Here is a 25750-nt window from a genome sequence, read left to right on the forward strand (position 1 = left end):
TGGGGTACGAGGATTCGAACCTCGGGATGGCGGAATCAGAATCCGCTGCCTTACCGCTTGGCGATACCCCAAGAGTGGTGGCTACGACGGGATTCGAACCTGTGACCCCATCATTATGAGTGATGTGCTCTAACCAGCTGAGCTACGTAGCCATCAATGTAGTACTGAGTAAATCATATAATGCATTGAATTTCAATGCTTTATTTTTCTGTGGCTGGGGTACCAGGATTCGAACCTGGGGATGGCGGGATCAAAACCCGCTGCCTTACCGCTTGGCGATACCCCAATCGGGACTGTAACCAGTCTCTACCGAGACAGAAAAATATGGCTGGGGTACCAGGATTCGAACCTGGGGATGGCGGGATCAAAACCCGCTGCCTTACCGCTTGGCGATACCCCATCCGACGCAAGCCGGGTTGAAATGGTGCGGGAGACGAGACTTGAACTCGTACACCTTGCGGCGCCAGAACCTAAATCTGGTGCGTCTACCAATTTCGCCACTCCCGCCCAACAATACGATAAAGAGTGGTGGCTACGACGGGATTCGAACCTGTGACCCCATCATTATGAGTGATGTGCTCTAACCAACTGAGCTACGTAGCCGTTCTTTATTCGCTTGCCTTAATCGGCGTTGCGGGGCGCATTATGCGGATATGGGGGGGAAGCGTCAACCCCTTTTTTACGCCAAATTCCCTTTGACGCACCGTTTGCCTGTGGATTATACAGGTCGCTGTGAAAAGCAACAAAAATCGGTAAAAAGTCGGCGTTGCGCGCCGACTTTACGTCATCCTGGCGAAGTGTGTGGACGGTCCCACATCGCCAGTCGTCGCTTAATAGGCCGATTGATGGACGCCGACGGCGCGGCCTGAGGGGTCGTCCATCCGGCGGAACGAGGCATCCCACTCGATCGCCTTGGCAGAGGAGCAGGCGACGGAGGGGCCACCAGGGACACACTCGGCCGCGCTAGGCAGCGGGAATAGCTGGGCGAAGATCTCGCGGTAGAGGTAGGCCTCCTTCGAGGTCGGGGTGTTGTAGGGGAAGCGGAAATGGGCGTTCGCCAGCGCCTGATCGCTGATCTGCGCCTCGGCTGCCGCCTTCAGTGAGTCGATCCAACTGTAGCCCACGCCGTCGGAGAACTGCTCTTTTTGGCGCCAGGCGACGCTGGCGGGCAGGTAGGATTCGAAGCACTCGCGCAGTAGCTGTTTCTCGATGCGGCCATTGCCACACATCTTGTCGTGCGGGTTGAGGCGCATCGCCACGTCGAGGAACGCCTTGTCGAGGAAGGGAACCCGTGCCTCGACGCCCCAGGCGGCCATCGCCTTGTTGGCGCGGGCGCAGTCATACATGTGCAACGCCAGCAGCTTGCGCACCGTCTCGTCATGGAACTCTTTGGCGTTGGGCGCCTTGTGAAAGTAGAGATAGCCGCCGAATACCTCATCAGCCCCTTCGCCGGAGAGCACCATCTTGATCCCCATCGCCTTGATCTTGCGCGCCATCAGGTACATCGGCGTCGAGGCGCGGATGGTGGTGACGTCGTAGGTCTCGATGTGATAAATCACGTCGCGAATGGCATCCATCCCCTCCTGCACGGTGAAGTGGATCTCATGGTGTACCGTGCCTAAATGGTTGGCCACCTCCTGCGCCGCCTTGAGATCCGGCGCCCCTTGCAGGCCGACGGCGAAGGAGTGTAGCTGGGGCCACCAGGCGGCACTGCGTTCGTCGTCCTCGACACGGCGTGCCGCGAACTTCTTGGTGATGGCGGAGATGATGGAGGAGTCCAGACCGCCGGAGAGCAGCACGCCATAGGGCACGTCGGACATCAGATGGCTCTTCACCGACTCCTCCAGGGCGCAGCGTAGGGCGGCGCTGTCGGTGGGATTCTGCTCGACGGCGGCATAGTCGAACCAGTCGCGTTGATAGTAGCGGCGGATCTCCCCGTCGCGGCTCCATAGGGCGCTGCCGGCGGGGAATTCACGCAGTGTCTGGCAGATGGGAACCAGCGCCTTCATCTCGGAGGCGACGAATAGGTTGCCGTGCTCGTCATGCCCCATATAGAGCGGGATGATCCCCAGGTGGTCGCGGCCAATCAGGTAGGCGTCGCGTTCGGCGTCATACAGGATGAAGGCGAACATGCCACGCAACTGGTCGAGGAAGTCGGGGCCGTACTCTTGGTACAGCGCCAGGATCACCTCGCAGTCGGAGCCGGTCTGGAAGGCGTAACGATCGGCGAGGCGTTCACGCAGCGCCTGATGGTTGTAAATTTCGCCGTTTACCGCCAGCACATGGGTGCGCTGCTGGTTGTACAGCGGCTGGGCGCCGGTATTGACGTCGACAATGGAGAGACGCTCATGGGCCAGGATGGCGTTATCACCGGCATAGATACCGGACCAGTCCGGGCCACGGTGACGCATCAGGCGGGACATTTCCAGCGCGGTTTTGCGCAGTTCCTGCGGGTCGGTTTTGAGATCGAGCACTCCAAAGATCGAACACATAGCGTTTCCTCTACGACATGACGGATGGTAATGACGACGGGGCGGCCCCGGTATGACACTCAACATGCGACATTCGCTGAATGGAAATCAAGCATTTTGCCTTATTTGGCGAAAAAAGATTTTTTTATGGTTCTAGCTTTAGAAGATATATAAAAAAATGACGATTTTATTAGTGGATATATAAAAAGGCGGCGAGCGCCGCCCGTTATCGGCATCACAGGATATCGATGTCGGCCACCGAGGGGTAGATATAGCTGGGGCGGAAGGGCATGGTATCCACATCCTCCAGGGTCGAGACGCCGGAGAGCACCAGGATGGTCTCCAGTCCCGCCTGGAAGCCGGCCAGAATGTCGGTCTTCAGGTTATCGCCGATGATCACCGTGCTTTCTGAGTGAGCCTGCATCTTGTTCAGGGCGGCGCGAATGATCCAGGGGCTGGGCTTGCCGACGTAGAAGGGGGAGCGTCCGGCGATCAATTCGATCGGCGCGCACAGGGCGCCACAGGCGGGGAAAAAACCACGGCCATGGGAGTCGGGGTTGGTGGCGATAAAGCGGGCGCCATGGGCGACGAAATAGGCCGCCTTGTGGATCATCTCCCAATTATAGGAGCGTGTCTCGCCGACGATGACGAAGTCCGGGTTGATATCGGTGATAGTGAAGCCGGCCTTGTACAGTTCATGGATCAACGCGCCCTCGCCGATGACATAGGCCTTCTTGCCCTCCTGGCGCTTGAGGAAGTCGGCGGTGGCCATGGCCGAGGTGTAAAACACCTGCTCCGGCACCTCGATGCCGGCGGCGGCGAAACGGTTGGCCAGATCCTGCCCGGTCTGTGACGGGTAGTTGGTCAGGATCACCAACGGCATCTCTTGTTGCTGTAGACGCTGTAAAAACTCGCGGGCACCGGGAATCGGCGTGTTGTCGTGCATCAATACGCCATCAATATCGCAAATCACGCTTTTTATTGTCATAGGTTCGAGCTTCTCGTTGATAATGCAGAGACTTACTATAACACGTGTCACGGATCGCGTATCCGCTTCGCGCTGGCGGCGTGTGTCGCCGCAGCGGAGGCTGCTATGGGTAAGGGGACACCCTACGCGCGCGTCGCGGTTCGTCAGGGAGTGGGGAGCGCGTGGCGCCGTTGAGCGCCCCGCACGATATCAGTCGTGGTGCTCCAGCAGGCGCTGAAGTAGCACGCCGTTCAGCATGGCGCGTTTGACCAGGGCGAAGGCGCCGATGGCCGAGCGGTGGTCGAGTTCCGAGGTGACGACCGGAAGATTGTGGCGGAAATCCTTCAATGTCTGCGTCTGGATACAGCGCTCGATGGCGGGCAGGAGTGTCTTGCGCGCCTCGATAATATCGCCGGCGATGACGATTTTTTGCGGATTGAACAGGTTGATGGTGATGGCGATGGCGCGCCCCAGGTTGCGTCCGACGCGCTCGATGACCTCGACGGCCAGCGCGTCGCCGCGATTGGCTGCACGGCAGATGGCGTTGATGGAGCACTCCTCGCGCGTCAGGCTGCTGGGATAGCCCTGCTCCAGCAGCCGTCGGGTATGCTGTTCGATAGCGGCATTGGCCGCCACGGTCTCCAGGCAGCCGAAGTTACCGCAATGGCAACGCTCGCCGAGCGGATCGATCTGAATGTGGCCGATTTCGCCGACGTTGCCGTTACTGCCGAGAAAGATATTTTCATCGATGATGATCCCGGCGCCGGTGCCGCGGTGGACGCGCACCAGGATGGAGTCACGGCAGTCACGGCTGGCGCCGAAGTAGTGCTCGGCTAACGCCAGGCTACGGATGTCATGGCCGATAAAGCAGGCCAGATGGAAGCGATCTTCCAGGCGTTGTACCAGCGGCCAGTCGTTGACGGCGATGTGCGGCATGTAACGTACGATGCCGCGTTCGGGATCGACCAGGCCAGGCAGCATCAGGGCGATGGCGATCAGCTCGCGCGCCTTACGCTGGTGCTCTTGGATGAAGTGGTCAATGGCTTGAAACAGGGCGTCTTCGACGCTTTCCTGTGTACGCTGTGGCAGCGGATAGTGGGCGATGCCCAGCACCTTGCCCGCCAGATCATACAGGGTGATGGTGGCGTCGTGACGGCCGAGGCGGATGGCGATAGCCTGAAAATGGCGTGTCTCGGTGACGATAGAGATGGCGCGTCGTCCGCCGGTGGAGGCTTGCTGATCGACCTCTTTGATCAGCCCGCGCTCCAATAACTGACGGGTGATTTTGGTGACGCTGGCCGGGGCCAGCTGGCTATACTCGGCGATCTGAATGCGCGAGATCGGACCCTGTTGGTCGATCAGGCGGTATACCGCCGCGCTATTTAACTGTTTTACCAGATCGACGTTACCGATCTGTCCTGGTCCGCCAGTGGCCATCACTTATTCACCCGTCTGTTGTTATTAACCGCCGTGTTGGTAGACGGTTTCGCCGTTAACGATGGTCGTGGTTACCCGGAAATCACGGGTAAACGCGGTCAGGTTCGCCACCTTACCCGCCTCGATGCTGCCGAGGCGGTGTTCGACACCAATGGCGCGTGCCGGGTAGAGGCTGGCCATACGCAGCGCTTCATCCAGGGCAATACCGACGTGCTCGACGCTATTTTGTACGGCTTCGATCATGGTCAGCGCGGATCCGCTCAGGGTTCCATTTTCGTCTACGACCAAGCCATTGCGGTAATATACTGTTTTCCCCGCGAAAATGAAGCTGTCAATGTCGGATCCCGCCGGCGCGGTGGCGTCGGTCACCAACACCAGATGGTCACCCTTGAGCTTTTTCGCCATGCGGATGTTGGGCCAGGCGACATGATGGCCGTCGGCGATGATGCCGGTATAGACCTCCGGCGTATCGAAGATGGCCCCCATCAGCCCCGGAGCCCGCCCGCTGATTGCCGGCATGGCATTATACAGATGAGTGGCGAAGCGCATCCCGGCCGCGAAGCCGCGTCGCGCCTCTTCATAGCTGGCATTGGAGTGCCCGGCAGAGACCACGATCCCGGCGGCGCGTAACTGGCGAATGGCGGCATCGTCGCTCATCTCCGGCGCCATGGTGACTTTGACGACGGCGTCGGCGTGGTCGCAGATAAAGTCGAGCATGGCGTGATCCGGACGGCGGATATAGTGCGGATTGTGGGTCCCTTTCTTCTCCAGGCTAATGTACGGCCCTTCGATATGCAGGCCCAGCGCCTGATTCCGGTGTTTGTGCAGGTAGGCCTGCATCACGGTGATGCCACGCTGCATCATCTGATCGCTACAGGTGATCAACGTCGGCAGATAACTGGTGCAGCCGGAGCGCTCGTTGGCGCGCTGCATGATCTCCAGCGTTTGCTCGCTAACGGCCTGCTCGGAGTCGTTAAACTGCACGCCGCCACAGCCATTGAGCTGGACATCGATAAAGCCGGGGGCCAGGATGGCGCCGCCCAGATCGCGCGTGGCGATGTCTGGCGCCAGAGCGGACTCAGGACAGATTTTTTCAATTAAACCATTGGCGATCACAACTGCATGGTCGTCAAGAATATCGTGGCCGGTATAAATCCGACAGTGGGTTAAAGCGTACATCACATTCCCCCGGAGCGTAGTTATCAAAGATCTTTCATATTTTCCGCTTCTAACTCGCGGAAGTAGTTAACAGTTTTGACCTTCAGTTCCATGGTCGCCGGCTGGTCACAGACCACCACGGACTTGGGATGCAGTTGCAGGGCGCTGATGGTCCACATGTGGTTGACGCTGCCCTCGACCGCCGCTTGCAACGCCAGAGCTTTACCATGGCCGGTCACCAGAATCATCACCTCTTCCGCATCTAGCAGGGTACCCACACCAACGGTCAGTGCATACTTCGGTACCAGATTGATGTCGCCGTTGAAGAAACGCGAGTTGGCGATGCGCGTATCTTCGGTCAGGGTCTTGATGCGGGTACGTGAGGCCAGTGAGGAGGCGGGTTCGTTGAAGGCGATATGGCCATCGTTGCCCACGCCACCCATGAACAGGTGGATCTTACCGTAAGATTTAATCTTCTCTTCATAACGACGGCACTCAGCGTCCACATCCGGCGCGTTACCATTGAGCAGATTGATATTTTCTTTTTGAATATCAATATGATTGAAGAAATTATTATACATGAAGCTGTGATAACTCTCCGGATGCGCCTCGGGCAGCCCCACGTATTCATCCATGTTAAAGGTTACGACGTGACGGAAGCTGACCTCACCGGCCTGGTAGAGTTCGATCAGACGCTTGTAGGTTTGCAGCGGTGTGCCGCCGGTCGGCAGGCCCAACACAAACGGGCGCTCGGCAGTCGGTTGGAACGCATTGATGCGCTTGACGATATGACGGGCAGACCACAGACCAACGTCGGTCGCGTTATGCAGCGGAATAAGTCTCATAGGGCACCTTTTACAATACGGGAAACTGGACAGAAAGCCGGTTCGGCGTCAGGCAAGACCTTCCATTTCCTCACTCCGCGCGAGGGGAATGTCAGCCCGCCGATCGATTTTTCGAATGATAAAATAAGTTTTCGCTGATAGCCAGCATGCAGACAACTTTTCACCGATTATTGGTGATAATTATCACAAATCAGGAGGTTTTAATTTGCGGAGAAAAATAATTTTTTTACACTCCTGAACGTTAGTCCATAATTGTTGCGAATATATTGATATATTAAATCAGTGATGATCGGGTCGTCGGTGTTAATGACATTGTAGGCCCAATAGGGGGAAATGTGAGTATTCTCGGTTATTTGCAGAAGGTAGGCCGTGCGCTGATGGTGCCGGTAGCGACGCTACCCGCCGCAGCAATACTGATGGGTGTCGGTTATTGGATCGACCCGGTCGGCTGGGGTGGAGATAACGCACTGGCGGCGTTCTTCATCAAGTCCGGTTCAGCCATCATCGACAATATGTCGGTGCTGTTTGCTATCGGTGTCGCGTATGGTATGTCAAAAGATAAAGACGGCGCCGCTGCGCTGGCCGGCTTTGTCGGGTTCTTAGTGGTTACAACGCTGTGCTCGCCGGCTGCCGTGGCGATGATCCAAAAGATTCCGCTGGATCAGGTCCCGGCCGCGTTCGGTAAGATCAACAACCAGTTTATCGGTATTCTGGTCGGTATTATCTCTGCCGAGCTGTACAACCGTTACAGCAGTGTTGAGCTGCCGAAGGCACTCTCCTTCTTCAGTGGCCGTCGTCTGGTACCGATCCTGACCTCGTTTTTGATGATCATCCTGGCGTTCATCCTGATGTACATCTGGCCGGTGATCTTTAACGGTCTGGTGAACTTCGGTGAGCATATCCAGAAACTGGGTTCCGTCGGTGCGGGTGTCTACGCCTTCTTTAACCGTCTGCTGATTCCGGTCGGTCTGCATCACGCTCTGAACTCCGTATTCTGGTTCGACGTGGCCGGTATTAACGATATCCCGAACTTCCTGGGCGGGGCACAGTCTATCGAGAGCGGCAAGGCCGTGGTCGGTATCACTGGCCGCTATCAGGCGGGCTTCTTCCCGATCATGATGTTCGGTCTGCCGGGTGCCGCGCTGGCTATCTACCACTGCGCGCGTCCGGAGAACAAGGCTAAGGTCGCCGGTATCATGCTGGCCGCCGCATTCGCCGCGTTCTTTACCGGTATCACCGAGCCGCTGGAGTTCTCCTTCATGTTCGTGGCGCCGGTACTGTATGTGCTGCATGCCATTCTGACGGGTATCTCCGTATTTATCGCCGCCAGCATGCACTGGATCTCCGGTTTCGGCTTCAGCGCCGGCCTGGTGGATATGGTGTTGCAGTCACGCAACCCGCTGGCCACACACTGGTACATGCTGATCCTGCAAGGGCTGGTGTTCTTCGTTATCTACTACGTGGTGTTCCGTTTCACCATCACTAAATTCAACCTGATGACGCCGGGGCGTGAGCTGAGCGGCGCCGGTGAAGAGGCCGATGGTAACGATGAAGATCTGGATCTGACCAAAGATGCGGATGTGAGTGAACTGGCTCGTCAGTACATCGCCTGTGTCGGTGGTTCCGCTAACCTGACCGGTATCGATGCCTGCATCACCCGTCTGCGTCTGACGGTGAAGGACTCCTCGCTGGTGAATGAGGCGCTGGCCAAGAAGCTGGGTGCATCCGGCGTGATCCGCCTGAACAAGACCAGCGTCCAGATCATCGTCGGCTTCGTGGCCGAGAAGATCGCCAACGCGATGCGTAACGTCGGCAATGTTCCGGCTGCCGCCGCTAGCAGCGCTGCATCTACCGCCGCGCCAGCCGCCAAGGCACAGGCTACGCCTAATGCTGCCGCCGGTGTGCGCGCTACCCTGGTCTCGCCGATCAGCGGTGAGGTGGTTGCCCTGAGCGAAGTGCCAGATGAGGCATTCGCCAGCAAGGCGGTGGGTGATGGTGTGGCCGTGCGCCCGACCAGCAACATCGTGGTGGCCCCGGCTAACGGGACGGTGGTGAAGATCTTCAATACCAACCACGCCTTCTGCCTGGAGACCGATGAGGGGGCCGAGGTGGTGGTACACATGGGTATCGATACCGTGGCGTTGAACGGTGAAGGGTTCAAGCGTCTGGTGAACGAGGGAGATGTCGTCAAGGTCGGCCAGCCGGTGCTGGAGATGGATCTGGATTACCTGAACGCCCACGCTCGCTCGATGATCAGCCCGGTTGTCGTCAGCAATATCGATGAGTTCGGTGGGATTGGCGCGCAGGCCTCTGGCCAAGTCGTCGCCGGGGAAAGCAAGCTGTATACCCTGCTGAACAAGTAACGCTTGACGCATCAGCGTCGTTGATCGCGGGAGGTGCCGAAAGGGGCCTCCCGCTTTTTTTATGCGCGCTTTACCGCGCCTCGCTTGCGCGGGTGGGGGGGATCGTGCTGAGCGAGTAAGCGATGGCACGGGGGGACGGCAAAAAAACGTAGGGATTTTACCGTTACAGTGGTTGTGTCCTGCCGGTGGTTGTTAGATCATGACACGATGAGAACGTATTTTTTGGCAAGAGGAGCCGAAGATGAGTGAGGCTGAAGCCCGCCCAACCAACTTTATCCGTCAGATTATCGATGAAGATCTGGCGTCCGGTAAACACACCAGCGTGCATACCCGTTTCCCGCCGGAGCCGAACGGCTACCTGCATATCGGCCACGCCAAGTCCATTTGCCTGAATTTCGGCATTGCCAGAGATTATCAAGGGCTGTGCAATCTGCGTTTCGATGACACTAACCCGGTTAAAGAAGACATCGAATACGTCGAGTCCATCAAGCGTGACGTGCAGTGGCTAGGTTTTGAGTGGAGTGGGGCGGTGCGTTACTCCTCTGACTATTTTGACCAGCTGCATCAATACGCCATCGAGCTGATCAGCAAAGGGCTGGCCTACGTCGATGAGTTGAGCGCCGAGCAGATCCGCGAATATCGCGGTACCCTGACCTCACCGGGTAAAAATAGCCCCTTCCGCGATCGTAGCGTGGAGGAGAACCTGGCGCTGTTTGAGAAGATGCGTCAGGGCGAGTTCGCCGAAGGTAGTGCCTGCCTGCGCGCTAAAATCGATATGGCGTCGCCGTTTATCGTGATGCGCGATCCGGTGCTGTATCGCATCAAGTTTGCCGAACACCATCAAACCGGTAACAAGTGGTGCATCTATCCGATGTACGATTTCACCCATTGCATCTCCGATGCGCTGGAGGGGATCACCCACTCGCTGTGTACGCTGGAGTTCCAGGATAACCGTCGCCTGTATGATTGGGTGTTGGATAATCTCTCCATTCCGTGCCATCCGCGTCAGTATGAGTTTTCTCGCTTGAACCTGGAATATGCCATCATGTCTAAGCGTAAGCTGAACCTGTTGGTGAGCGAGAAGATCGTCGAGGGGTGGGATGACCCACGGATGCCGACCATCTCTGGTCTGCGTCGTCGCGGCTATAGCGCCGCCGCGGTGCGTGAATTCTGCCGCCGTATCGGGGTCACCAAACAGGATAACAACGTCGAGATGGCCGCGCTGGAATCCTGTATTCGCGACGATCTCAACGAAAACGCGCCGCGCGCCATGGCGGTGCTGGATCCGGTCCGTCTGGTGATCGAGAATCTGCCGGCGGATAGCGTGCAGATGTTGACCATGCCGAATCATCCGAATAAGCCGGAGATGGGCAGCCGCGAGGTGCCGTTCGCGCGCGAGCTGTACATCGATCGCGCCGACTTCCGTGAGGAAGCGAATAAGCAGTACAAGCGTCTGGTGTTGGGTAAGGAAGTGCGTCTGCGTAACGCTTACGTGATCCGTGCCGAGCGGGTCGAGAAGGGTGCCGACGGCGAGATCACCGCCATCTATTGCAGCTACGATGCGGATACCTTGAGCAAGGATCCGGCCGATGGGCGCAAGGTGAAGGGGGTGATCCACTGGGTCTCCGCGAGCCATGCCGTTGCGGCCGAATTCCGCCTGTACGATCGTCTGTTCAGTGTGCCGAATCCGGGGGCGGCGGAGGATTTCCTTTCCACCATCAACCCAGAGTCGTTGGTGATCCGTCAGGGCTTCGTCGAGCCGAGCCTGGCCGTTGCGGTGGCTGGCGTGACCTACCAGTTCGAGCGTGAGGGCTATTTCTGCGCCGACAGTCATTACTCCTCGGCCGATCATCTGGTCTTTAACCGTACCGTCGGTCTGCGCGATACCTGGGCTAAGAGCGGCGCCTAAGCGTCGTCACGGCTAACCGAGATAAAAACCACGGGCTCAAGGTCCGTGGTTTTTTTTGTCGACGACTTTTTTTACCTCACGCTCTTTCTTTTTTCCCTTCCTCTCTTTCTCGATGTTACATCGTGTAGTATCGAAAATTGATTTCGCGATGCAAATTAATAACATGTTGTAATGTAATAGTTATTCGTACATCGCGTAGTTATACCCAGCCCATTACTGTGATCCAGTCTGCATTTATAAATGGTATTACAAACATATCGCTGTTTTTTAATGCTATTTTTTACTTGATTTCTAAATTATACCGTTGTGTAACTAAATATAAGAATATGTGCACTCGGTCAAAAATTGATACATCTAATTTACTTTTCATTTGATAATTCGCGTCGCGAAAAATAGTCTAGTAGTGCAGTAAGTGAACGAGGCTTTTTTCTCGTCACCCAATAACTTTTACCCCAATGGGGCTATTGGCGACCTGGTCGGGCGCTGTTCCGCCAGCCGCGTTTTTACAGTCAAAGAGGAATTTTTCTATGGTTACGCATCGTGCTAAGCGCAGCGTGCTGGCGCTTGCTGTTGCAGCGGCAACGCTGGGCACTGGCTTCATGGCGCCATCGCAGGCGAAGGCAGAAGGGTTCATTGACGATTCAACCATGACCGGTGGAATCTACTATTGGCAGCGCGAGCGTGATCGCAAGGATGTAGAGACCGGCCAGTATAAGACTAACCTGTCGCATTCGACGTGGAACGCCAGTCTCGATTTCTCCTCCGGCTATGCCGCCGACTTTATCGGTGTGGATGTCGGCGCCTTCACCGCCATCGAGATGGCCGAGTCGGCTGAAAGTGGCCACCCGAACGAAATCGCCTTCTCCTCTATCAACAAAGCCTATGACGAAAACTACAGCGGCGATAAGAGCGGCATCAGCCTGTATAAGGCGGCCGCCAAGTTGAAGATGGGGCCGATGTGGGCGCGTATCGGTTGGATCCAACCGACGGGTCAGACGCTGATCGCCCCGCACTGGAGCTTCATGCCGGGCACCTATCAGGGTTTCGAGACCGGGGCTAACTTCGATTTCGATACCGCCGGCGCGCTGAGCTTCTCCTATATGTGGACCGACCGTTACAAGGCGCCATGGCACCTGGAGATGGACAAGTTCTATCAGGGTGGGCTGGGGGATAATCGCGGCGAAGAGGTGTCCTACCTGCACTCCCTGGGCGGGAAGTATGACTTCAAGAACGGTCTGGTGCTGGAAGCGGCCTTCGGCCAGGCGCAGGGCTTTATGAATCAGTACTTCGCCAAGGGGACCTACAAGTTCGACGTCGCCGGTAGCCCGCTGACCAGTAGCTACCAGTTCTACGGCGCGCACGATCGCATCTCCGATGCCAACAGCGCGGCCAATATCTATGACGGCACCGCTTGGTTGCAAGCTCTGACCTTCGGTTACAAGCTCGGCCAGTTCGATCTGCGTCTGGAAGGGACCTGGGTGAAGGCGGAAGGTAAGCAGGGCTACTTCCTGCAGCGTATGACGCCGGCCTATGCCTCCTCCAACGGCCGCCTGGATATCTGGTGGGATAACCGCTCCGACTTCAACGCCAACGGTGAGAAGGCGGTCTTCGCCGGCGTGATGTATGACCTGAGCAAGTGGGACATGCCCGGGTGGGGCGTTGGTGCCTCCTATGTCTATGCCTGGGATGCCAAGCCGAACAGCACTTGGGCCGATCAGAGCGAGCGGGTGAAAGAGAGCGCCTATAGCCTGGATGCGATGTATGTGGTCCAAGACGGCCGCGCGAAAGGGACGATGTTTAAGCTGCACTACACCCAGTACGACAACCACTCCGACAACCCGAGCTGGGGCGGTGGTTACAACAACATGTTCCAGGATGAGCGTGACGTGAAGTTTATCGTCATCGCACCGTTCACCGTATTCTGAGTTGATCCCCCCTCCGCACGCGCGGAGGGGCGTTAAGCGAATCAAGGGAGAGAGAAGATGAAAGCGATTCTGGGTGTGGCCGTGGCCGCAATCGTATTGGCTGGCTGTGCGCAACCGAGCGCGCCGTCGCAGGATGGACAACTACTGAAGCAAGCCTATAGCAAGTGTATTGAAGATTCGAAGGGCAACCATGACAAGGTCGCCTCCTGCAAGACGATTCTGGAGGTGATGAAACAGAGCCCGGCACAGGCGACATTCGCGCAGAAAGAGAGTGTGAGTGTGTTGAATTACCAACAGTGTATCGAGGCGGCGATGAGCGGCGCTGGCGATAACTACACCGCACGTTGCGGTACATTGTGGCAAGAAATCCGCGCCAGTAACGCGAACTGAGAGAAGGGAAGCGATGATGATGAAAGGTTATAAACTGAGCGTAGTGGCGACGACCCTGGGTCTGTTGGGCATGAGTGGTATGGCGCAGGCGGATCAGCAACTGGTTGACCGCATCAGCAGCCAGGTGAAGGTGAACTATGCCGTTACCGATAACCGTGGCGCGGAGAATGGTGTCAACTGTGCCGCCCTGGGCGCGGACTGGGCCTCCTGTAATCAGGCGGTGATCAGCCTGACCAACGATGGTAACGCCATCGAGGGGAAAGATTGGGCCATCTATTTCCATAATATTCGTCAGATCCTGAAGAGCGGCAACGATCAGTTCAAGATCACCTTCATTACCGGCGATCTGCATAAGATCGAGCCGACGGATAAGTTTAAGGGCTTTGCCGCCGGGGAACGCGTCGAGATCCCCATCGTCGGCGAATATTGGCAGTTATTCGAGAGCGACGTATTGCCGCGTTGGTATGTGACGTCGCCGGACGCGAAGCCGAAGGTGATCGCCAATACCGATACCGAAGATTTGAGCCAGTTCGTCACGCCGTTTACCGGTGACTTGTGGAAGCGTACCAAGGATGACAAGAACATCCTGATGACGCCGGAGAATCGCTTCGCCAAGAATGCCGATGTGAAGACCCTGCCGGCCTCTAGCCTGCGTGGTCAGATCATGCCGACGCCGACGACCTTGAAGGTACATCAGCAGGATGCCGACCTGGCTCGTGGTGTGAGTCTGGATCTGACGGTACTGAACACGGCCAGTGCCGACGTCATCAAGGCGCGCCTGACCCAGTTGGGCGTGAAGCAGGTCAAGGGGGGCTATCCGATCAAAGCCCAGATCGCCACCAAAGCGTTTAAGGGCGAGATGGCGGTACCGGGCGCCTATCAGTTGAAGATCGGTACCAAGGGTGCCGAGGTGACCGGTTACGACCAGGCGGGTGTCTTCTACGGTCTGCAATCCATTCTGTCGCTGTTGCCGGCCGATGGTAGCGCTAAGATCGCGACGCTGGACGCCGAGGATGCGCCGCGCTTCCAGTACCGTGGTATCGAGCTGGATGTGGGACGTAACTTCCATTCACTGGCTTCCATCGAGCGTCTGCTGGATCAGATGGCCGCCTATAAGCTGAACAAATTCCACTTCCATCTGACGGATGATGAAGGGTGGCGTATTGAGATCCCGGGGCTGCCGGAACTGACCGAGATCGGCGGTAAGCGCTGCCACGATCTGAGCGAGCAGACGTGCCTGCTGCCGCAGTTGGGCTCAGGCCCAGATAGCGACAACAATGGCAGCGGCTACTTCACCCGTGCCGACTATATCAAGCTGCTGAAATATGCTCAGGCACGCCAGATTGAGGTGATCCCAGAGATCGACATGCCGGCCCACGCCCGTGCGGCGGTGGTGGCGATGGAGGCGCGTTATAACAAGCTGAAGGCGGCAGGCGACGAGAAGGGCGCTAACGAGTACCGCCTGCTGGATCCGACCGATGACTCCAACACCACCTCGGTGCAGTTCTACGATCGCCACAGCTACCTCAACCCGTGCCTGGACTCCTCCAAGCGCTTCGTGGATAAGGTGATCGGCGAAATTGCCCAGATGCACCGCGAGGCGGGTCAACCGCTGACCACTTGGCACTTCGGTGGTGACGAGGCGAAGAACATCCGCTTAGGGCCGGGTTACACCGACGTGAACAAGCCGGAAGCGGGCAAGGGGATGATCGACCTGAGCAAAGAGGACAAGCCGTGGGCTAAGTCCCAGATGTGTCAGGCGATGATCAAAGAGGGCAAGGTGGCCGATATGGAGCACCTGCCGAGCTACTTCGCCGTTGAAGTCAGCAAGATGGTCAAGGATCACGGCATCGGCAAGATGCAGGCCTGGCAGGATGGCCTGAAGGATGCCAAGGATGCCAAGGCCTTCGCGACGCCGCGCGTCGGGGTGAACTTCTGGGATACCCTGTATTGGGGTGGTTTCGATTCGGCCAACGATTGGGCGAATAAAGGCTATGAGGTGATCATCTCCAGCCCGGATTATGTCTACATGGACTTCCCGTATGAGGTGAACCCGAAAGAGAACGGTTACTACTGGGGTACCCGCTTTAACGATGAGCGTAAGATCTTCGCCTTCGCGCCGGATAACCTGCCGCAGAACGCCGAAACATCGGTCGATCGCGACGGTAACTACTTCAGCGCCAAGAGCGACAAGCCGTGGCCGGGTGCCTATGGCCTCTCCGCGCAGCTGTGGAGCGAGGTGGTGCGTACCGACGACATGATGGAGTACAAGATCTATCCGCGCATCATGGCGGTGGCCGAGCGCGCCTGGCATCAGGCGGGTTGGGAGCAGCCGTATCAGGCGGGTCGTGAGTATAAGGGCGGCGAGACTCACCTGGTCGATCAGCAGGCTCTGCTGAAGGATTGGCAGCGTTTCGCCAACCTGATGGGACAGCGTGAACTGGCGAAGATGGATAAGTCTGGCGTGGCCTATCGTGTACCGCAGCCGGGGGCGCGTGTGGTCGACGGCAAGCTGGAGACCAACGTGGCGATGCCGGGTCTGGTGGTTGAGTACTCCATCGACGGCGGTAAACACTGGCAGCGTTACGATGCCAAGGCGAAGCCGGCCGTGAGTGGTGAGGTACAGGTCCGTACCGTATCGCCGGATGGCAAGCGCTTTAGCCGCGTCGAGTCCGTCAAGTCCTAACGGCTCGCGAGGACGTTACCCTCTCATGCCCCCGCTTGCGCGGGGGCTTTCGCGGTGCGGCCCTTCGGCCCTCGCTGCGCAGAACTTTCCGATTTCGAACTGAGTAGTAAGTAGTGATTGCCCTCATCATGAGGGCATTTTTTTTATCCCGACATAACCCTCCGCCTAGGGTGGGGGGCCGCGACAGGTATTGGCTCTGCCTTATTGTCTTTGGATTTAACGCGTTCAGAACAGGACGCGCCTTTTTGTGAGGGCCTTTAACCCGTCCCGATGGGCGCCATCGTATCCGATGGCGAAAAAAAACGGCCTCATAGGGCCGTATATGGAACGCCGTAGACGCCGTTATGCCTTCTCGTCATGTAGCGACTCGTCGTTACGGCAGTCGCCCTCGCCATCGGCCCCGGAAGCGCAGTGACCATACAGATAGAGGCTGTGGTTGGTCAGCTGGATGCCGTGCTTCTTGGCGATCTCCTGCTGGCGTTTCTCGATGGACTCATCACTAAACTCGATCACCTTGCCACAATCCAGGCAGATCAGATGATCATGGTGATGCTGTTGGGTCAGTTCGAAGACTGACTTACCGCCCTCGAAGTTGTGGCGGGTGACGATGCCTGCATCGTCGAACTGGTTTAGTACACGGTAGACCGTGGCCAGACCGATCTCCTCACCCATATCGATCAGCTTCTTATATAACTCTTCGGCACTGACATGATGACACACGGGATCTTGCAGTACTTCCAGAATCTTGAGACGGGGAAGCGTGACTTTCAGGCCAGCTTTCTTTAGCGCAATATTGTTGTCAGTCATTCGGATTCTGTCCTGTCACAGAGCCCGGCAGAACCTAGAGGCCGCTGCCGAACAGAAATAATAGTGAGTTTGATTATAAGGCCGATAGGCGGAAATGGGAACCGCGCCGCCGCCGCACCGCGCGGGGGATAGGGACGGAATAAACAGGAGAGTATCAGTATAATCAGGAGGATAGGGAGAAAAGACGCGATGATTAGTCAGGGTATCGTTTTTATTGATGGCTGGGATACCTGCCGGCTATCAGACGCCAAGCTGGCGACCGGCAGGTACCCGTGAGGGATTAACCCAGGATCTCGGCCAGATGCATCTCGGCGCTGATCTGTTTTACCCAGGCGTCGACGCGCTCGGCGGTCAGTTCCGGTTGGCGATCTTCATCGATGGCCAGGCCAACGAAGGTCTCGTTATCCACCTGCGCCTTGGACGCCTCGAAGTGGTAACCAGCGGTCGGCCAGTGCCCAACCAGGGTCGCGCCACGCGCTTCGACCAGATCGCGGATGGTGCCCATCGCGTCACAGAAGTACTCGGCATAGTCCTCCTGATCACCGCAACCAAACAGGGCGACCAGCTTGCCAGAGAAGTCGATCTCTTCCAGGGTGGGGAAGAAGTCATCCCAATCACACTGTGCCTCGCCGTAGTACCAGGTCGGGATACCGAGCAGCAGAATGTCGAACGCGGCGAGATCTTCTTTGCTGCTTTTGGCAATGTCATGAACTTCCGCAACGTCTTTACCCAGTTGCTTCTGGATCATCTTAGCAATGTTTTCCGTGTTGCCGGTGTCGCTGCCAAAGAAAATACCTACGATTGCCATATCGCGAATTTACCTTTTATCTCAGAAATTGAATCAGACTGTGCGCGGTCGCCACGGGAACCCACCGGGTGTGGCCGTGGGCGAGCGTCGCTACCAGCCTACCTACCAGTCGATACTATAACACCTTTGGCATCACGCCTTTATCGTCATTGTGCGTTGCGCCGCCGGTGTCTGGATGAGGCGTGCTTCGCCGCTCAGCCGTGCGTCGGTAGCTGACTGAGCAGCATTTGCTCGATCAGCTCGCTGCGGCTGATATTACGCTCGTGCGCCAGGCGATTGAGGATGGCTACCGCCTCCTCGTTCATCTTCAACTCGACGCGGCGTAGCCCCTTGACCCGATCGCGGCGCAGCTGGTTACGCTTATTGATCCGCAACTGCTCTTCCCGGGAGAGCGGGTTGGTTTTAGGACGACCTGGACGACGTTCATCCGCGAACAGATCGAGCGTCGTGCGGTCCGTTTGTTCTTTGGCCATATTCAGGTAGCGGTACTGCAAGGAGAAGAGAGCGCGGGAAATCCGCGCTCCGATTAACATATATTCGGGATTTTCCCCATCGGCAGCGTGCATTGACCTGCCGTCGATTTTAGCGCGCCATCATACCCTAGGGAGCGCGGCAGCGACAATCCTTTCTCGGCCTGGCGTGGATGGCGTGTGTTTCGCGCCGCTACCGGTGGTTATCGCGACGCCTCGTCAGGGGTATCGAGGAAGCGATGCAGTACATGGAGTACCTTTTCCGGCTGTTCGGCGTGCAACCAATGGCCGGTACCGTAGATGACATGGGCGCGGGCATGGGGAAATTGGCGCAGGATCGCCGGACGGTAGTCATCGAGTAGGTAGGGGGAGTCGGCACCCTTGATAAACAGTGTATCGCCCGGATGGGGCGGTTGCTCATCCCAGCCGAGGATGGCGGGGTAGTGCTGGTCTAGTGCCGGCAGGTTAAAGCGCCATTGGCCGCGATGGAAGGATTTCAGCAGGAACTGCACCACTCCCTCCGACTGGAGATAGCGGCGCAGGATTGCGGCGGCCTGCGGGCGTGTCTCGACGGCGGCCTCCTCTACCGCATAGAGGGCGGCGAAGACCGCATCGTGGCGGCGAGTCGGGTAGGCGACCGGGGCCATGTCCAGCACCGCCAGGCGGCGCACCTGCTGCGGATGGCGTAACGCCAGACGCATCGCCGCCTTGCCGCCCATCGAGTGGCCGATGATGTCCATCGGTGCCAGATCGTAATGGGCGATCAGCGCGGCAAGATCCTCGGCCATCAGATCGTAACTCATCTGTGGGGTGTGGCCGGAGAGACCATGATTACGTAAGTCGACCTGCAACACGTCGCGGTCGCGTTTCAGTTCGCGCGCGAGCAGCCCTAAATTGTCCAAGGAGCCAAAGAGTCCGTGGATCAGTAGCAACGGAGGATAACGTCGCGTCTGTTGTGCAGGATGCAGCTGGTGGTTCAGGTGTAGGATCATCATTCAACGAATTGTAGGTGGAATGTTACCATTAGGTTACCACAGGCGTAGGCCGATTGTCCGTCGCGGGATAGCCGCGCATGACACCACAAAATGCGTCTTAATCGCCTCGGCGTGGCGCTAAACGCTATCCGCTCACGGCGTTTGACCTTATAATCCAGGCTGACTGAGTAGCAAAAGTACTGGATAACGATGAAAACGATTGAAGTCGATGAGGAGCTTTACCGCTATATTGCCAGCCACACCCAGCGTATTGGCGAGAGTGCTTCCGACATTCTGCGCCGGCTGTTGAAGGTTGGCATGGAGAATAAGACGGCCAACGTCGCCGCCCCGCTCCCGGTAGCCCCCCTGGCTATTCGCGCGCCGCAACCGCAGGATCGCGTGCGTAGCGTGCGCGAATTGCTGTTGTCGGACGAATACGCAGCACAGAACAGAGCGGTCGGCCGCTTCATGCTGGTGTTGACCACGCTCTACCATATTGACGCCGAAGGGTTTGCGGCGGCAACGGATGCCCTGCATGGGCGCACCCGCGTCTACTTTGCCGGCGATAGGAACACGCTGTTGCAGAGTGGCAACCACACGAAACCCAAGCAAGTCCCCGACACCCCTTATTGGGTGATCACCAATACCAACTCGGGTCGTAAGCGCGCCATGATTGAACATATCATGCAAGCGATGCAGTTCCCTGGGGAGCTGATCGAGAAAGTTTGCGGCACAATCTAATGAATAACAAGCGTTAGGGAGAAGCGCAGATGGCAAATCACCCGCGCGCCGGGCAGCCTGCCCGGCAGAGCGATTTGATCAATGTGGCTCAGCTGGTTGCACAGTATTACAGCCTGCGTCCGCAGGCGGATAATCCGGCTCATGCCGTGAAGTTTGGTACCTCCGGCCACCGGGGGAGCGCTCAGCGCCAGAGCTTCAATGAGGCACATATCCTGGCCATCGCCCAGGCCATCGCCGAGGTGCGTAAGGCCAATGGCGTCACCGGCCCCTGCTTCGTTGGTAAGGATACCCATGCCCTTTCCGAGCCGGCCTTTATCAGCGTGCTGGAGGTATTGAGCGCGAATGGCGTCGAGGTGGTGGTGCAGGAGAACAATGGCTTCACGCCGACGCCCGCGGTGTCGCATGCCATTCTGACGCATAATCGCCACGGCGGCGCGCTGGCCGACGGGATTGTCATCACCCCTTCTCATAATCCTCCGGAAGATGGCGGCATCAAATACAACCCAACCAACGGCGGTCCGGCTGACACCAACCTGACTCAGGTGATCGAGCAGCGCGCGAATCAGCTGTTGGCCGCCGATCTGGCGGGCGTGAAGCGCCTGACCCTGGCGGCCGCCTGGCGCAGTGGGCAGATCCATGCGCGCGATCTGGTACAGCCTTATGTCGAAGATTTGCGTGATATCGTTGACATGCCGGCCATCCAGCGTGCCGGGCTGAAGCTGGGTGTCGATCCGCTCGGTGGCTCCGGCATCGAGTATTGGCAGCGTATCGGCGAGCATTACGGTCTGGATCTGACCCTGGTCAACGACCATATCGATCAGACCTTCCGTTTCATGCACCTGGACCACGATGGCGTGATCCGTATGGATTGCTCCTCCGAGAGCGCCATGGCGGGTCTGTTGGCGTTGCGTGACCGTTTCGATCTGGCCTTTGCCAACGATCCGGACTATGACCGCCACGGCATCGTGACGCCTGCCGGATTGATGAACCCGAACCACTATCTGGCCGTCGCCATCGACTACCTGTTCCGTCATCGCCCGCAGTGGGGGGCCGAGGTTGCCGTCGGTAAGACCCTGGTCTCCAGCGCGATGATCGATCGAGTGGTCAAGGCGCTCGATCGCCGTCTGGTCGAGGTTCCGGTCGGCTTCAAGTGGTTCGTCGATGGCTTATTTGATGGCAGTCTGGGCTTTGGCGGAGAAGAGAGCGCCGGTGCCTCTTTCTTGCGCTTCAACGGTACGCCGTGGTCCACCGATAAGGATGGCATCATCCTGTGCCTGCTGGCGGCGGAGATCACCGCACAGACCGGTAAGAATCCACAGCAACACTACGCTGCGCTGGCTGAGCGTTTCGGCTCACCGAGTTATAATCGCCTGCAAGCGCCGGCGACGCATGCCCAGAAGGCCGCCTTGTCTCGCCTCTCTCCCGAGATGGTGCAGGCCGATCGGTTGGCCGGCGACCCGATCACCGCACGCTTGACCCGTGCGCCGGGTAACGATGCGCCGATCGGGGGGCTGAAGATCATGACCGACAACGGGTGGTTCGCTGCGCGTCCTTCCGGTACCGAGGAAGCTTACAAGATTTACTGTGAAAGCTTCTTGGGGGCAGAGCATCGCCAATGTATTGAGAAAGAGGCGGTCGATATTGTTAGCGCCGTATTGGCTAACGCCTAATCGCCGCTGATCGTCTGATAGCCTGACCAACGCCGCGCCTTGCGCGGCGTTGTTTTATCGCGCGCAACGGCCCGGTTGAGGCGCGGGGCCTCCTTGGCTTCAGGGCATAAAACGGTAACCGACGCCGGTTTCGGTGAGGAGATGGCGCGGGCGCGCCGGCTCCAGCTCTAGCTTCTGGCGTAGATGCCCCATATAGATGCGCAGATAGTGGCTATGCTCGACGTAGTTGGGTCCCCAGACGCTGTTGAGTAACTGGCGTTGCGTTAACACCTTGCCGCTGTTGGCGATCAGCTCGGCCAGCAGACGGAACTCGATCGGGGTCAGGTGTAGCGACTCGCCGGCGCGTGTCACGCTGCGTTGTAGCAGATCGACTTGCACCTCGCCGAAGCAAACCAATGGACTCTCCTGCTGCTGGCGCGTATGGCGCCGCAGGGCGACGCGTACACGTGCCAGTAATTCGCCGATGCCGAATGGCTTACTGAGAAAGTCCTCCGCCCCGGCGTCCAGCGCCGCGATCTTGTCGGCTTCGTCGCTGCGAGCCGACAACACGATCAACGGAATGGCGCTCCAGCGGCGCAGATCACGAATAAACTCGATCCCATCGCCATCTGGTAGGCCGAGATCGAGGATGATCAGATCGGGTTGGCGAGTGCCCGCCTCGATCAAACCGCGTTGTAGGCCGTCGGCCTCGTTAACTCGCCACCCCTCGTTTTCCAGGGCGGCGCGCACGAAGCGGCGGATGGCTTGTTCGTCTTCGACGATCAGGATGGTTATCGGGGTCGTGGTCACGATTGATCTGTCATCTCCACATCGGTTTCCGGTTCAATCTCCGGTGCGGCTTGCAACGGTAGCGTAAAGTGAAAATGGGCACCGCCGTCTGGCGGGCATTCCAGCCAGATTTTACCACCGTGTACCTCAATAATGGCACGACAAATCGCTAACCCCAAACCGACGCCGGGGATGGCGGATTCCTTATCGCCACGGGTGAACTTGTTGAAGATCTGCTGGCGTTGCGCGTTGGCGATGCCATTGCCATCATCACTGACCTCGACTTCCAGCCCCTCCGCCGTGACGCACGCGCTGATGGTGATGGCTGCGGTGCCCCCCGCGTATTTCCCGGCGTTCTCCAGCAGATTCTGCAACACCCGTTCGAGCAGCGCCCCGTCACAGTAGACCAGCGGTAGATCTGGCGGCAGGTGAAGGTGTAGCGGATGGGCGGCCAGCATCGGTTCCAGGGTGTGTAGGGCGCTGCCGACGATCTCCTCCAGGGATTGCCACTCCTGGCGTAGGCGGAAGCCGCCGGATTGAAGACGCGCCATATCCAACAGGTTGTTGACCAGGCGCGAGGTATTGAGGATCTGTTGGCGGATCTCACCAGCCTGCGGGGCATGAACGGAGTTTTCGCTGGCCAGATCCAGGGTGAGGATCTCCGCCTGACCGAAGAGTACCGTCAGCGGGGTGCGGAGATCGTGTGAGAGCGCGGCCAGTAGTGAGTTACGCAGTTGCTCGCGTTCGGCCTCCAGGCGCGCCGCCGCCGCGCTATGCGCCAAATGTAAACGCTCCAGCGCGTTGGCGATCAGGACGCTGTAAGTCTGCAATAGGCGTTGTTGCTCCGGCACCATCAGCTGACGCAGATTCGCGGGCTCGATAGCCAGCACCCCGTAGGTGGTCTGGGTGCTGGAGAGCGGTAACAGCTGATAGGGGACGCCGGGTAGGGTATCGGTACCGGCACCGGCGGGTTGGCCGCGATCGCGGCACCACTGGGCGATGGCCAGATCGACGTTGGCGACCCCGGCCTCATCCCCCTGATGGCAATGCAACTGGCCTTCCGCATCGGGTAACAGCAGGGTAGTACGGGCGCCGAAGCTGTGGTTGAGCGAGGCACAGCTACTGCGGATTACCGCTTCTTGGTTGAGGGCATTGCCCAGCGCCTTGGACATCTCATACAGATGGTGGGCGCGTTGCTCGCGGTAACGCGCCACGCGCGCCTGATAGCGCATGCCTGCGGTGAGGTTGCCGATCAGGATGCCGACGATCAACATCACCCCGAAGGTGACCAGATACTGGACGTCGCTGACGGCGAACGACCATTGCGGTTGAATGAAGAACAGATCGAAGCTGGCGACGCTGATACAGGCGGCGAACACCGAGGGCCAGCGGCCGAAGAAGAGCGCCACCAGTGCCACACCGAGCAGGTAGATCATCACCAAGTTAACCTGATCGAAGGTGGGGAGTAGCAGCTTACCGAGTAGCGAGATCAGGGCGCACAGCGCCGCGGCGACCATAAAGCCACGGATCTGTACGCGCCAGCGCTCCCCGAAGGGACGGGGATCGTTCTCGCGGGGGCCCACGGGGCGCTCCTCCACCGCGACGATCAGTAGATCGAGATCGGGGCCGAGGCGTGCCAGTCGATCGGCGAAGCGGGCCGTAGGCCAAGAGAGTCGTCGTGTCTCGCGTTGGCGGCGGCCGATGACGATCTTCCCGAGGTTATGCTCGCGGGCATAGCGTAGAATCGCGCGCTCTGGGGCCGGATCGGAGAGGGTGGCGGTCTCTGCCCCCAACTCCTGTGCCAGGCGCATGCTACGCAGGATGGCGCGTCGCTCGCTTTCCGGCAAGCGATGAAGTCGTGGCGTTTCAACATAGACCGCATGCCAGACGCAACCGAGGCGCGTGGCCAGACGTGCGGCGGTGCGCACCAGCTTGTCGTTGTCGGCGCAGTGACCGATGCACAGCAGCAGGGCATCGCGAGTATGCCAGACTCGGCTGCCTCCCGGGCCGCTGCGGAACTCCCGCATTTGCTCGTCGACCCGGTCGGCGGTGCGACGCAGCGCTAGTTCGCGCAGGGCGATCAGGTTCCCCTTGCGGAAAAAGTTCTCGATAGCGCGCTCGGCCTGGCCGGGGATGTAGACCTTGCCCTCCTTGAGGCGCTGGCGCAGATCGTCCGGTGGCAGATCGACCAGTACCACCTCACTGGCGGCATCGAATAGCCGATCGGGTACCGTCTCTCGCACCTGAACTCCGGTGACGTTACCGACCACGTCGTTCAGGCTCTCCAGGTGCTGTACGTTGACGGTGGTCAGCACATCGATGCCCGCTACTAACAGCTCCTCGACATCCTGCCAGCGCTTGGGATGGCGTGAACCGGGGGCGTTGGTGTGCGCCAGCTCATCCATCAGGATCAGTGCTGGCGCACGGCTCAACGCCCGGTCGAGGTCAAACTCACGCAACTGACGGCCGCGATGATGAATGCGCTTGGCCGGCAAGCGTTCCAGCCCGTCGAGCAGGGCGGCCGTCTCGCTGCGCCCATGGGTCTCGACGACGCCGATCAGCACATCCAGTCCCTGGCTGCGCAGACGCTGCGCCTCCTGGAGCATGGCATAGGTTTTCCCGACACCGGCGCAGGCACCGAAGAAGATCTTGAGTTTGCCGCGCGCCGGCTCGCCGACCTGTGCCAGCAGGGCGTCGGGATCGGGGCGCTGTTCATCATCAACCATGAAACATCCTTAGCGAGCGAAAACGGTTAGCGTAAGCGGGGTGTTGCCTCCGATGATAGCCGATCCAGCGCCAGATTGAGCGCCAAGACGTTGACCGTCGGCCGACCGATGAAGGCCGGCCAGCTGTCGCGCTGCAGCTCGGCGATCAGTGCCTCGACGCGGCTCAGCGCGAGACCACGCGCCGCGGCGACGCGCGCCGCCTGATAGTAGGCCGCCTGCGGCGAAATATCGGGGTCGAGGCCGCTGGCAGAGCTGGTGAGCAGATCGACCGGTAACGCCTCGCTGTAGGGCTCCAGCGGATCGCGCTGACGCAGCTGCGCGGCGCGCTCGGCCAGGGTGCGGGTCAACAGAGGGTTGCTGACCGCCAGGTTGCTGCCGCCGGAGGCCAGGGCGTTGTAGGGGTGGTCGGCGGTCGCCGAGGGGCGCGGCCAAAAATAGTCATCACGCTGGAAGGATTGACCGATCAGCGCCGATCCGACCGGGCGCCCGTCGCGTTGCAGCAGCGAGCCGTTGGCCTGCCAGGGGAACATCAACTGTGCCAGCGCCGTGGTTAACAGGGGATAGAGAATACCGGTGATCAGGGTAAGCACCAGCATCATGACCAGGGTGGGGCGTAGTAAGGGCTGTGTCATGGA

19 protein-coding genes and 6 tRNA genes are annotated in these 25750 nt (G+C 58.7%); 7 read left to right on the top strand and 18 right to left on the bottom strand.

What is annotated here, in order from left to right; translation table 11 throughout:
• The 11 genes from ACEQFP_RS06845 to nagB all read right to left on the bottom strand — a co-directional run bounded on the left by ACEQFP_RS06845 (position 1) and on the right by nagB (position 6878).
• A tRNA-Gln gene (locus tag ACEQFP_RS06845) sits at positions 1–71 on the bottom strand.
• A gap of 4 nt (positions 72–75) precedes the next feature.
• A tRNA-Met gene (locus tag ACEQFP_RS06850) sits at positions 76–152 on the bottom strand.
• Positions 153–211: 59 nt separating this feature from the next.
• Positions 212–286: transfer RNA gene (locus tag ACEQFP_RS06855), tRNA-Gln, on the bottom strand.
• A 39-nt stretch (positions 287–325) separates the two neighbouring features.
• Positions 326–400, bottom strand: a tRNA-Gln gene (locus ACEQFP_RS06860).
• Between the two features lie 22 nt (positions 401–422).
• Positions 423–507: transfer RNA gene (locus tag ACEQFP_RS06865), tRNA-Leu, on the bottom strand.
• 19 nt (positions 508–526) lie between these two features.
• Positions 527–603, bottom strand: a tRNA-Met gene (locus ACEQFP_RS06870).
• Positions 604–830: 227 nt separating this feature from the next.
• Complete coding sequence (gene asnB / locus ACEQFP_RS06875) at positions 831–2492, bottom strand: asparagine synthase B (RefSeq protein ID WP_005289061.1); 1662 nt, start codon at positions 2490–2492, stop codon at positions 831–833.
• 214 nt (positions 2493–2706) lie between these two features.
• A complete protein-coding gene (locus tag ACEQFP_RS06880; protein WP_005289055.1) occupies positions 2707–3459 on the bottom strand; it encodes an HAD-IIA family hydrolase in 753 nt (250 codons plus the stop codon).
• A 189-nt stretch (positions 3460–3648) separates the two neighbouring features.
• Positions 3649–4875, bottom strand: a complete 1227-nt coding sequence (locus ACEQFP_RS06885; protein ID WP_005289054.1) for an N-acetylglucosamine repressor — start codon at positions 4873–4875, stop codon at positions 3649–3651.
• Positions 4876–4899: 24 nt separating this feature from the next.
• Positions 4900–6054, bottom strand: a complete 1155-nt coding sequence (gene nagA / locus ACEQFP_RS06890) for an N-acetylglucosamine-6-phosphate deacetylase (RefSeq protein WP_005295309.1) — start codon at positions 6052–6054, stop codon at positions 4900–4902.
• 23 nt (positions 6055–6077) lie between these two features.
• Positions 6078–6878, bottom strand: a complete 801-nt coding sequence (nagB, locus tag ACEQFP_RS06895; protein ID WP_005289043.1) for a glucosamine-6-phosphate deaminase — start codon at positions 6876–6878, stop codon at positions 6078–6080.
• A 335-nt stretch (positions 6879–7213) separates the two neighbouring features.
• Between nagB and nagE the strand changes: the two genes are divergently transcribed.
• The 5 genes from nagE to ACEQFP_RS06920 all read left to right on the top strand — a co-directional run bounded on the left by nagE (position 7214) and on the right by ACEQFP_RS06920 (position 16151).
• Positions 7214–9241 carry an N-acetylglucosamine-specific PTS transporter subunit IIBC gene (gene nagE, locus ACEQFP_RS06900; RefSeq protein ID WP_370547253.1) on the top strand — a complete coding sequence of 676 codons (2028 nt, stop codon included), beginning with the start codon at positions 7214–7216 and terminating at the stop codon, positions 9239–9241.
• A gap of 241 nt (positions 9242–9482) precedes the next feature.
• Positions 9483–11150 (top strand): glutamine--tRNA ligase, encoded by a 1668-nt coding sequence (gene glnS / locus ACEQFP_RS06905; RefSeq protein WP_370547254.1) that lies wholly within the window; start codon positions 9483–9485, stop codon positions 11148–11150.
• 527 nt (positions 11151–11677) lie between these two features.
• Positions 11678–13075, top strand: a complete 1398-nt coding sequence (locus tag ACEQFP_RS06910; protein ID WP_005295315.1) for an OprD family outer membrane porin — start codon at positions 11678–11680, stop codon at positions 13073–13075.
• A 57-nt stretch (positions 13076–13132) separates the two neighbouring features.
• A complete protein-coding gene (gene chiQ / locus ACEQFP_RS06915; RefSeq protein WP_005289026.1) occupies positions 13133–13465 on the top strand; it encodes a ChiQ/YbfN family lipoprotein in 333 nt (110 codons plus the stop codon).
• Positions 13466–13484: 19 nt separating this feature from the next.
• Positions 13485–16151, top strand: coding sequence for a beta-N-acetylhexosaminidase (locus tag ACEQFP_RS06920; protein ID WP_035595155.1), 2667 nt, complete (start codon positions 13485–13487; stop codon positions 16149–16151).
• Positions 16152–16493: 342 nt separating this feature from the next.
• Here the strand turns inward: ACEQFP_RS06920 and fur are convergent, their stop codons facing one another.
• The 4 genes from fur to ACEQFP_RS06940 all read right to left on the bottom strand — a co-directional run bounded on the left by fur (position 16494) and on the right by ACEQFP_RS06940 (position 19228).
• A complete protein-coding gene (fur, locus tag ACEQFP_RS06925; RefSeq protein WP_005289020.1) occupies positions 16494–16958 on the bottom strand; it encodes a ferric iron uptake transcriptional regulator in 465 nt (154 codons plus the stop codon).
• A gap of 280 nt (positions 16959–17238) precedes the next feature.
• The gene (gene fldA, locus ACEQFP_RS06930; protein ID WP_370547255.1) at positions 17239–17766 is read right to left on the bottom strand and encodes a flavodoxin FldA; all 528 of its coding nucleotides are present in this window, start codon (positions 17764–17766) and stop codon (positions 17239–17241) included.
• A gap of 194 nt (positions 17767–17960) precedes the next feature.
• Entirely contained in the window at positions 17961–18239 is a 279-nt protein-coding gene (gene ybfE, locus ACEQFP_RS06935) for a LexA regulated protein (protein ID WP_098143516.1), read from the bottom strand.
• A gap of 200 nt (positions 18240–18439) precedes the next feature.
• Positions 18440–19228: an alpha/beta fold hydrolase gene (locus tag ACEQFP_RS06940; protein WP_047060766.1), complete on the bottom strand. Its 789-nt coding sequence runs from the start codon at positions 19226–19228 to the stop codon at positions 18440–18442.
• Positions 19229–19420: 192 nt separating this feature from the next.
• Here ACEQFP_RS06940 and seqA point away from each other — a divergent pair, with 192 nt between their 5' ends.
• Entirely contained in the window at positions 19421–19951 is a 531-nt protein-coding gene (seqA, locus tag ACEQFP_RS06945; protein WP_005289004.1) for a replication initiation negative regulator SeqA, read from the top strand.
• Positions 19952–19980: 29 nt separating this feature from the next.
• Positions 19981–21621, top strand: a complete 1641-nt coding sequence (gene pgm / locus ACEQFP_RS06950; RefSeq protein WP_116605131.1) for a phosphoglucomutase (alpha-D-glucose-1,6-bisphosphate-dependent) — start codon at positions 19981–19983, stop codon at positions 21619–21621.
• Between the two features lie 99 nt (positions 21622–21720).
• Here the strand turns inward: pgm and kdpE are convergent, their stop codons facing one another.
• Genes kdpE through kdpC form a run of 3 tightly spaced genes read right to left on the bottom strand, consistent with a single transcriptional unit; the run spans position 21721 to position 25747 of the window.
• Positions 21721–22410: a two-component system response regulator KdpE gene (kdpE, locus tag ACEQFP_RS06955; RefSeq protein WP_005288998.1), complete on the bottom strand. Its 690-nt coding sequence runs from the start codon at positions 22408–22410 to the stop codon at positions 21721–21723.
• Positions 22407–25115 carry a two-component system sensor histidine kinase KdpD gene (kdpD, locus tag ACEQFP_RS06960; protein ID WP_005288997.1) on the bottom strand — a complete coding sequence of 903 codons (2709 nt, stop codon included), beginning with the start codon at positions 25113–25115 and terminating at the stop codon, positions 22407–22409. The genes kdpE and kdpD overlap by 4 nt, the downstream gene beginning before the upstream one ends.
• 26 nt (positions 25116–25141) lie before the next feature.
• Positions 25142–25747, bottom strand: a complete 606-nt coding sequence (kdpC, locus tag ACEQFP_RS06965) for a potassium-transporting ATPase subunit KdpC (RefSeq protein ID WP_098142958.1) — start codon at positions 25745–25747, stop codon at positions 25142–25144.
• Positions 25748–25750 lie beyond the last annotated feature (3 nt).

Origin of the sequence: Edwardsiella sp. A.80236 (assembly GCF_044540725.1) — a bacterium.
GTDB classification, from domain to species: Bacteria; Pseudomonadota; Gammaproteobacteria; order Enterobacterales; family Enterobacteriaceae; genus Edwardsiella; species Edwardsiella tarda.

What these genes read in the sequence shown, in the direction of transcription:
- asnB (WP_005289061.1), bottom strand. Translation starts at nt 2,492, where the DNA reads ATGTGTTCGATCTTTGGAGTGCTCGATCTCAAAACCGACCCGCAGGAA.
- ACEQFP_RS06880 (WP_005289055.1), bottom strand. Translation starts at nt 3,459, where the DNA reads ATGACAATAAAAAGCGTGATTTGCGATATTGATGGCGTATTGATGCAC.
- ACEQFP_RS06885 (WP_005289054.1), bottom strand. Translation starts at nt 4,875, where the DNA reads ATGGCCACTGGCGGACCAGGACAGATCGGTAACGTCGATCTGGTAAAA.
- nagA (WP_005295309.1), bottom strand. Translation starts at nt 6,054, where the DNA reads ATGTACGCTTTAACCCACTGTCGGATTTATACCGGCCACGATATTCTT.
- nagB (WP_005289043.1), bottom strand. Translation starts at nt 6,878, where the DNA reads ATGAGACTTATTCCGCTGCATAACGCGACCGACGTTGGTCTGTGGTCT.
- glnS (WP_370547254.1), top strand. Translation starts at nt 9,483, where the DNA reads ATGAGTGAGGCTGAAGCCCGCCCAACCAACTTTATCCGTCAGATTATC.
- ACEQFP_RS06910 (WP_005295315.1), top strand. Translation starts at nt 11,678, where the DNA reads ATGGTTACGCATCGTGCTAAGCGCAGCGTGCTGGCGCTTGCTGTTGCA.
- chiQ (WP_005289026.1), top strand. Translation starts at nt 13,133, where the DNA reads ATGAAAGCGATTCTGGGTGTGGCCGTGGCCGCAATCGTATTGGCTGGC.
- ACEQFP_RS06920 (WP_035595155.1), top strand. Translation starts at nt 13,485, where the DNA reads ATGAAAGGTTATAAACTGAGCGTAGTGGCGACGACCCTGGGTCTGTTG.
- fur (WP_005289020.1), bottom strand. Translation starts at nt 16,958, where the DNA reads ATGACTGACAACAATATTGCGCTAAAGAAAGCTGGCCTGAAAGTCACG.
- fldA (WP_370547255.1), bottom strand. Translation starts at nt 17,766, where the DNA reads ATGGCAATCGTAGGTATTTTCTTTGGCAGCGACACCGGCAACACGGAA.
- ybfE (WP_098143516.1), bottom strand. Translation starts at nt 18,239, where the DNA reads ATGGCCAAAGAACAAACGGACCGCACGACGCTCGATCTGTTCGCGGAT.
- ACEQFP_RS06940 (WP_047060766.1), bottom strand. Translation starts at nt 19,228, where the DNA reads ATGATCCTACACCTGAACCACCAGCTGCATCCTGCACAACAGACGCGA.
- seqA (WP_005289004.1), top strand. Translation starts at nt 19,421, where the DNA reads ATGAAAACGATTGAAGTCGATGAGGAGCTTTACCGCTATATTGCCAGC.
- pgm (WP_116605131.1), top strand. Translation starts at nt 19,981, where the DNA reads ATGGCAAATCACCCGCGCGCCGGGCAGCCTGCCCGGCAGAGCGATTTG.
- kdpD (WP_005288997.1), bottom strand. Translation starts at nt 25,115, where the DNA reads ATGGTTGATGATGAACAGCGCCCCGATCCCGACGCCCTGCTGGCACAG.
- kdpC (WP_098142958.1), bottom strand. Translation starts at nt 25,747, where the DNA reads ATGACACAGCCCTTACTACGCCCCACCCTGGTCATGATGCTGGTGCTT.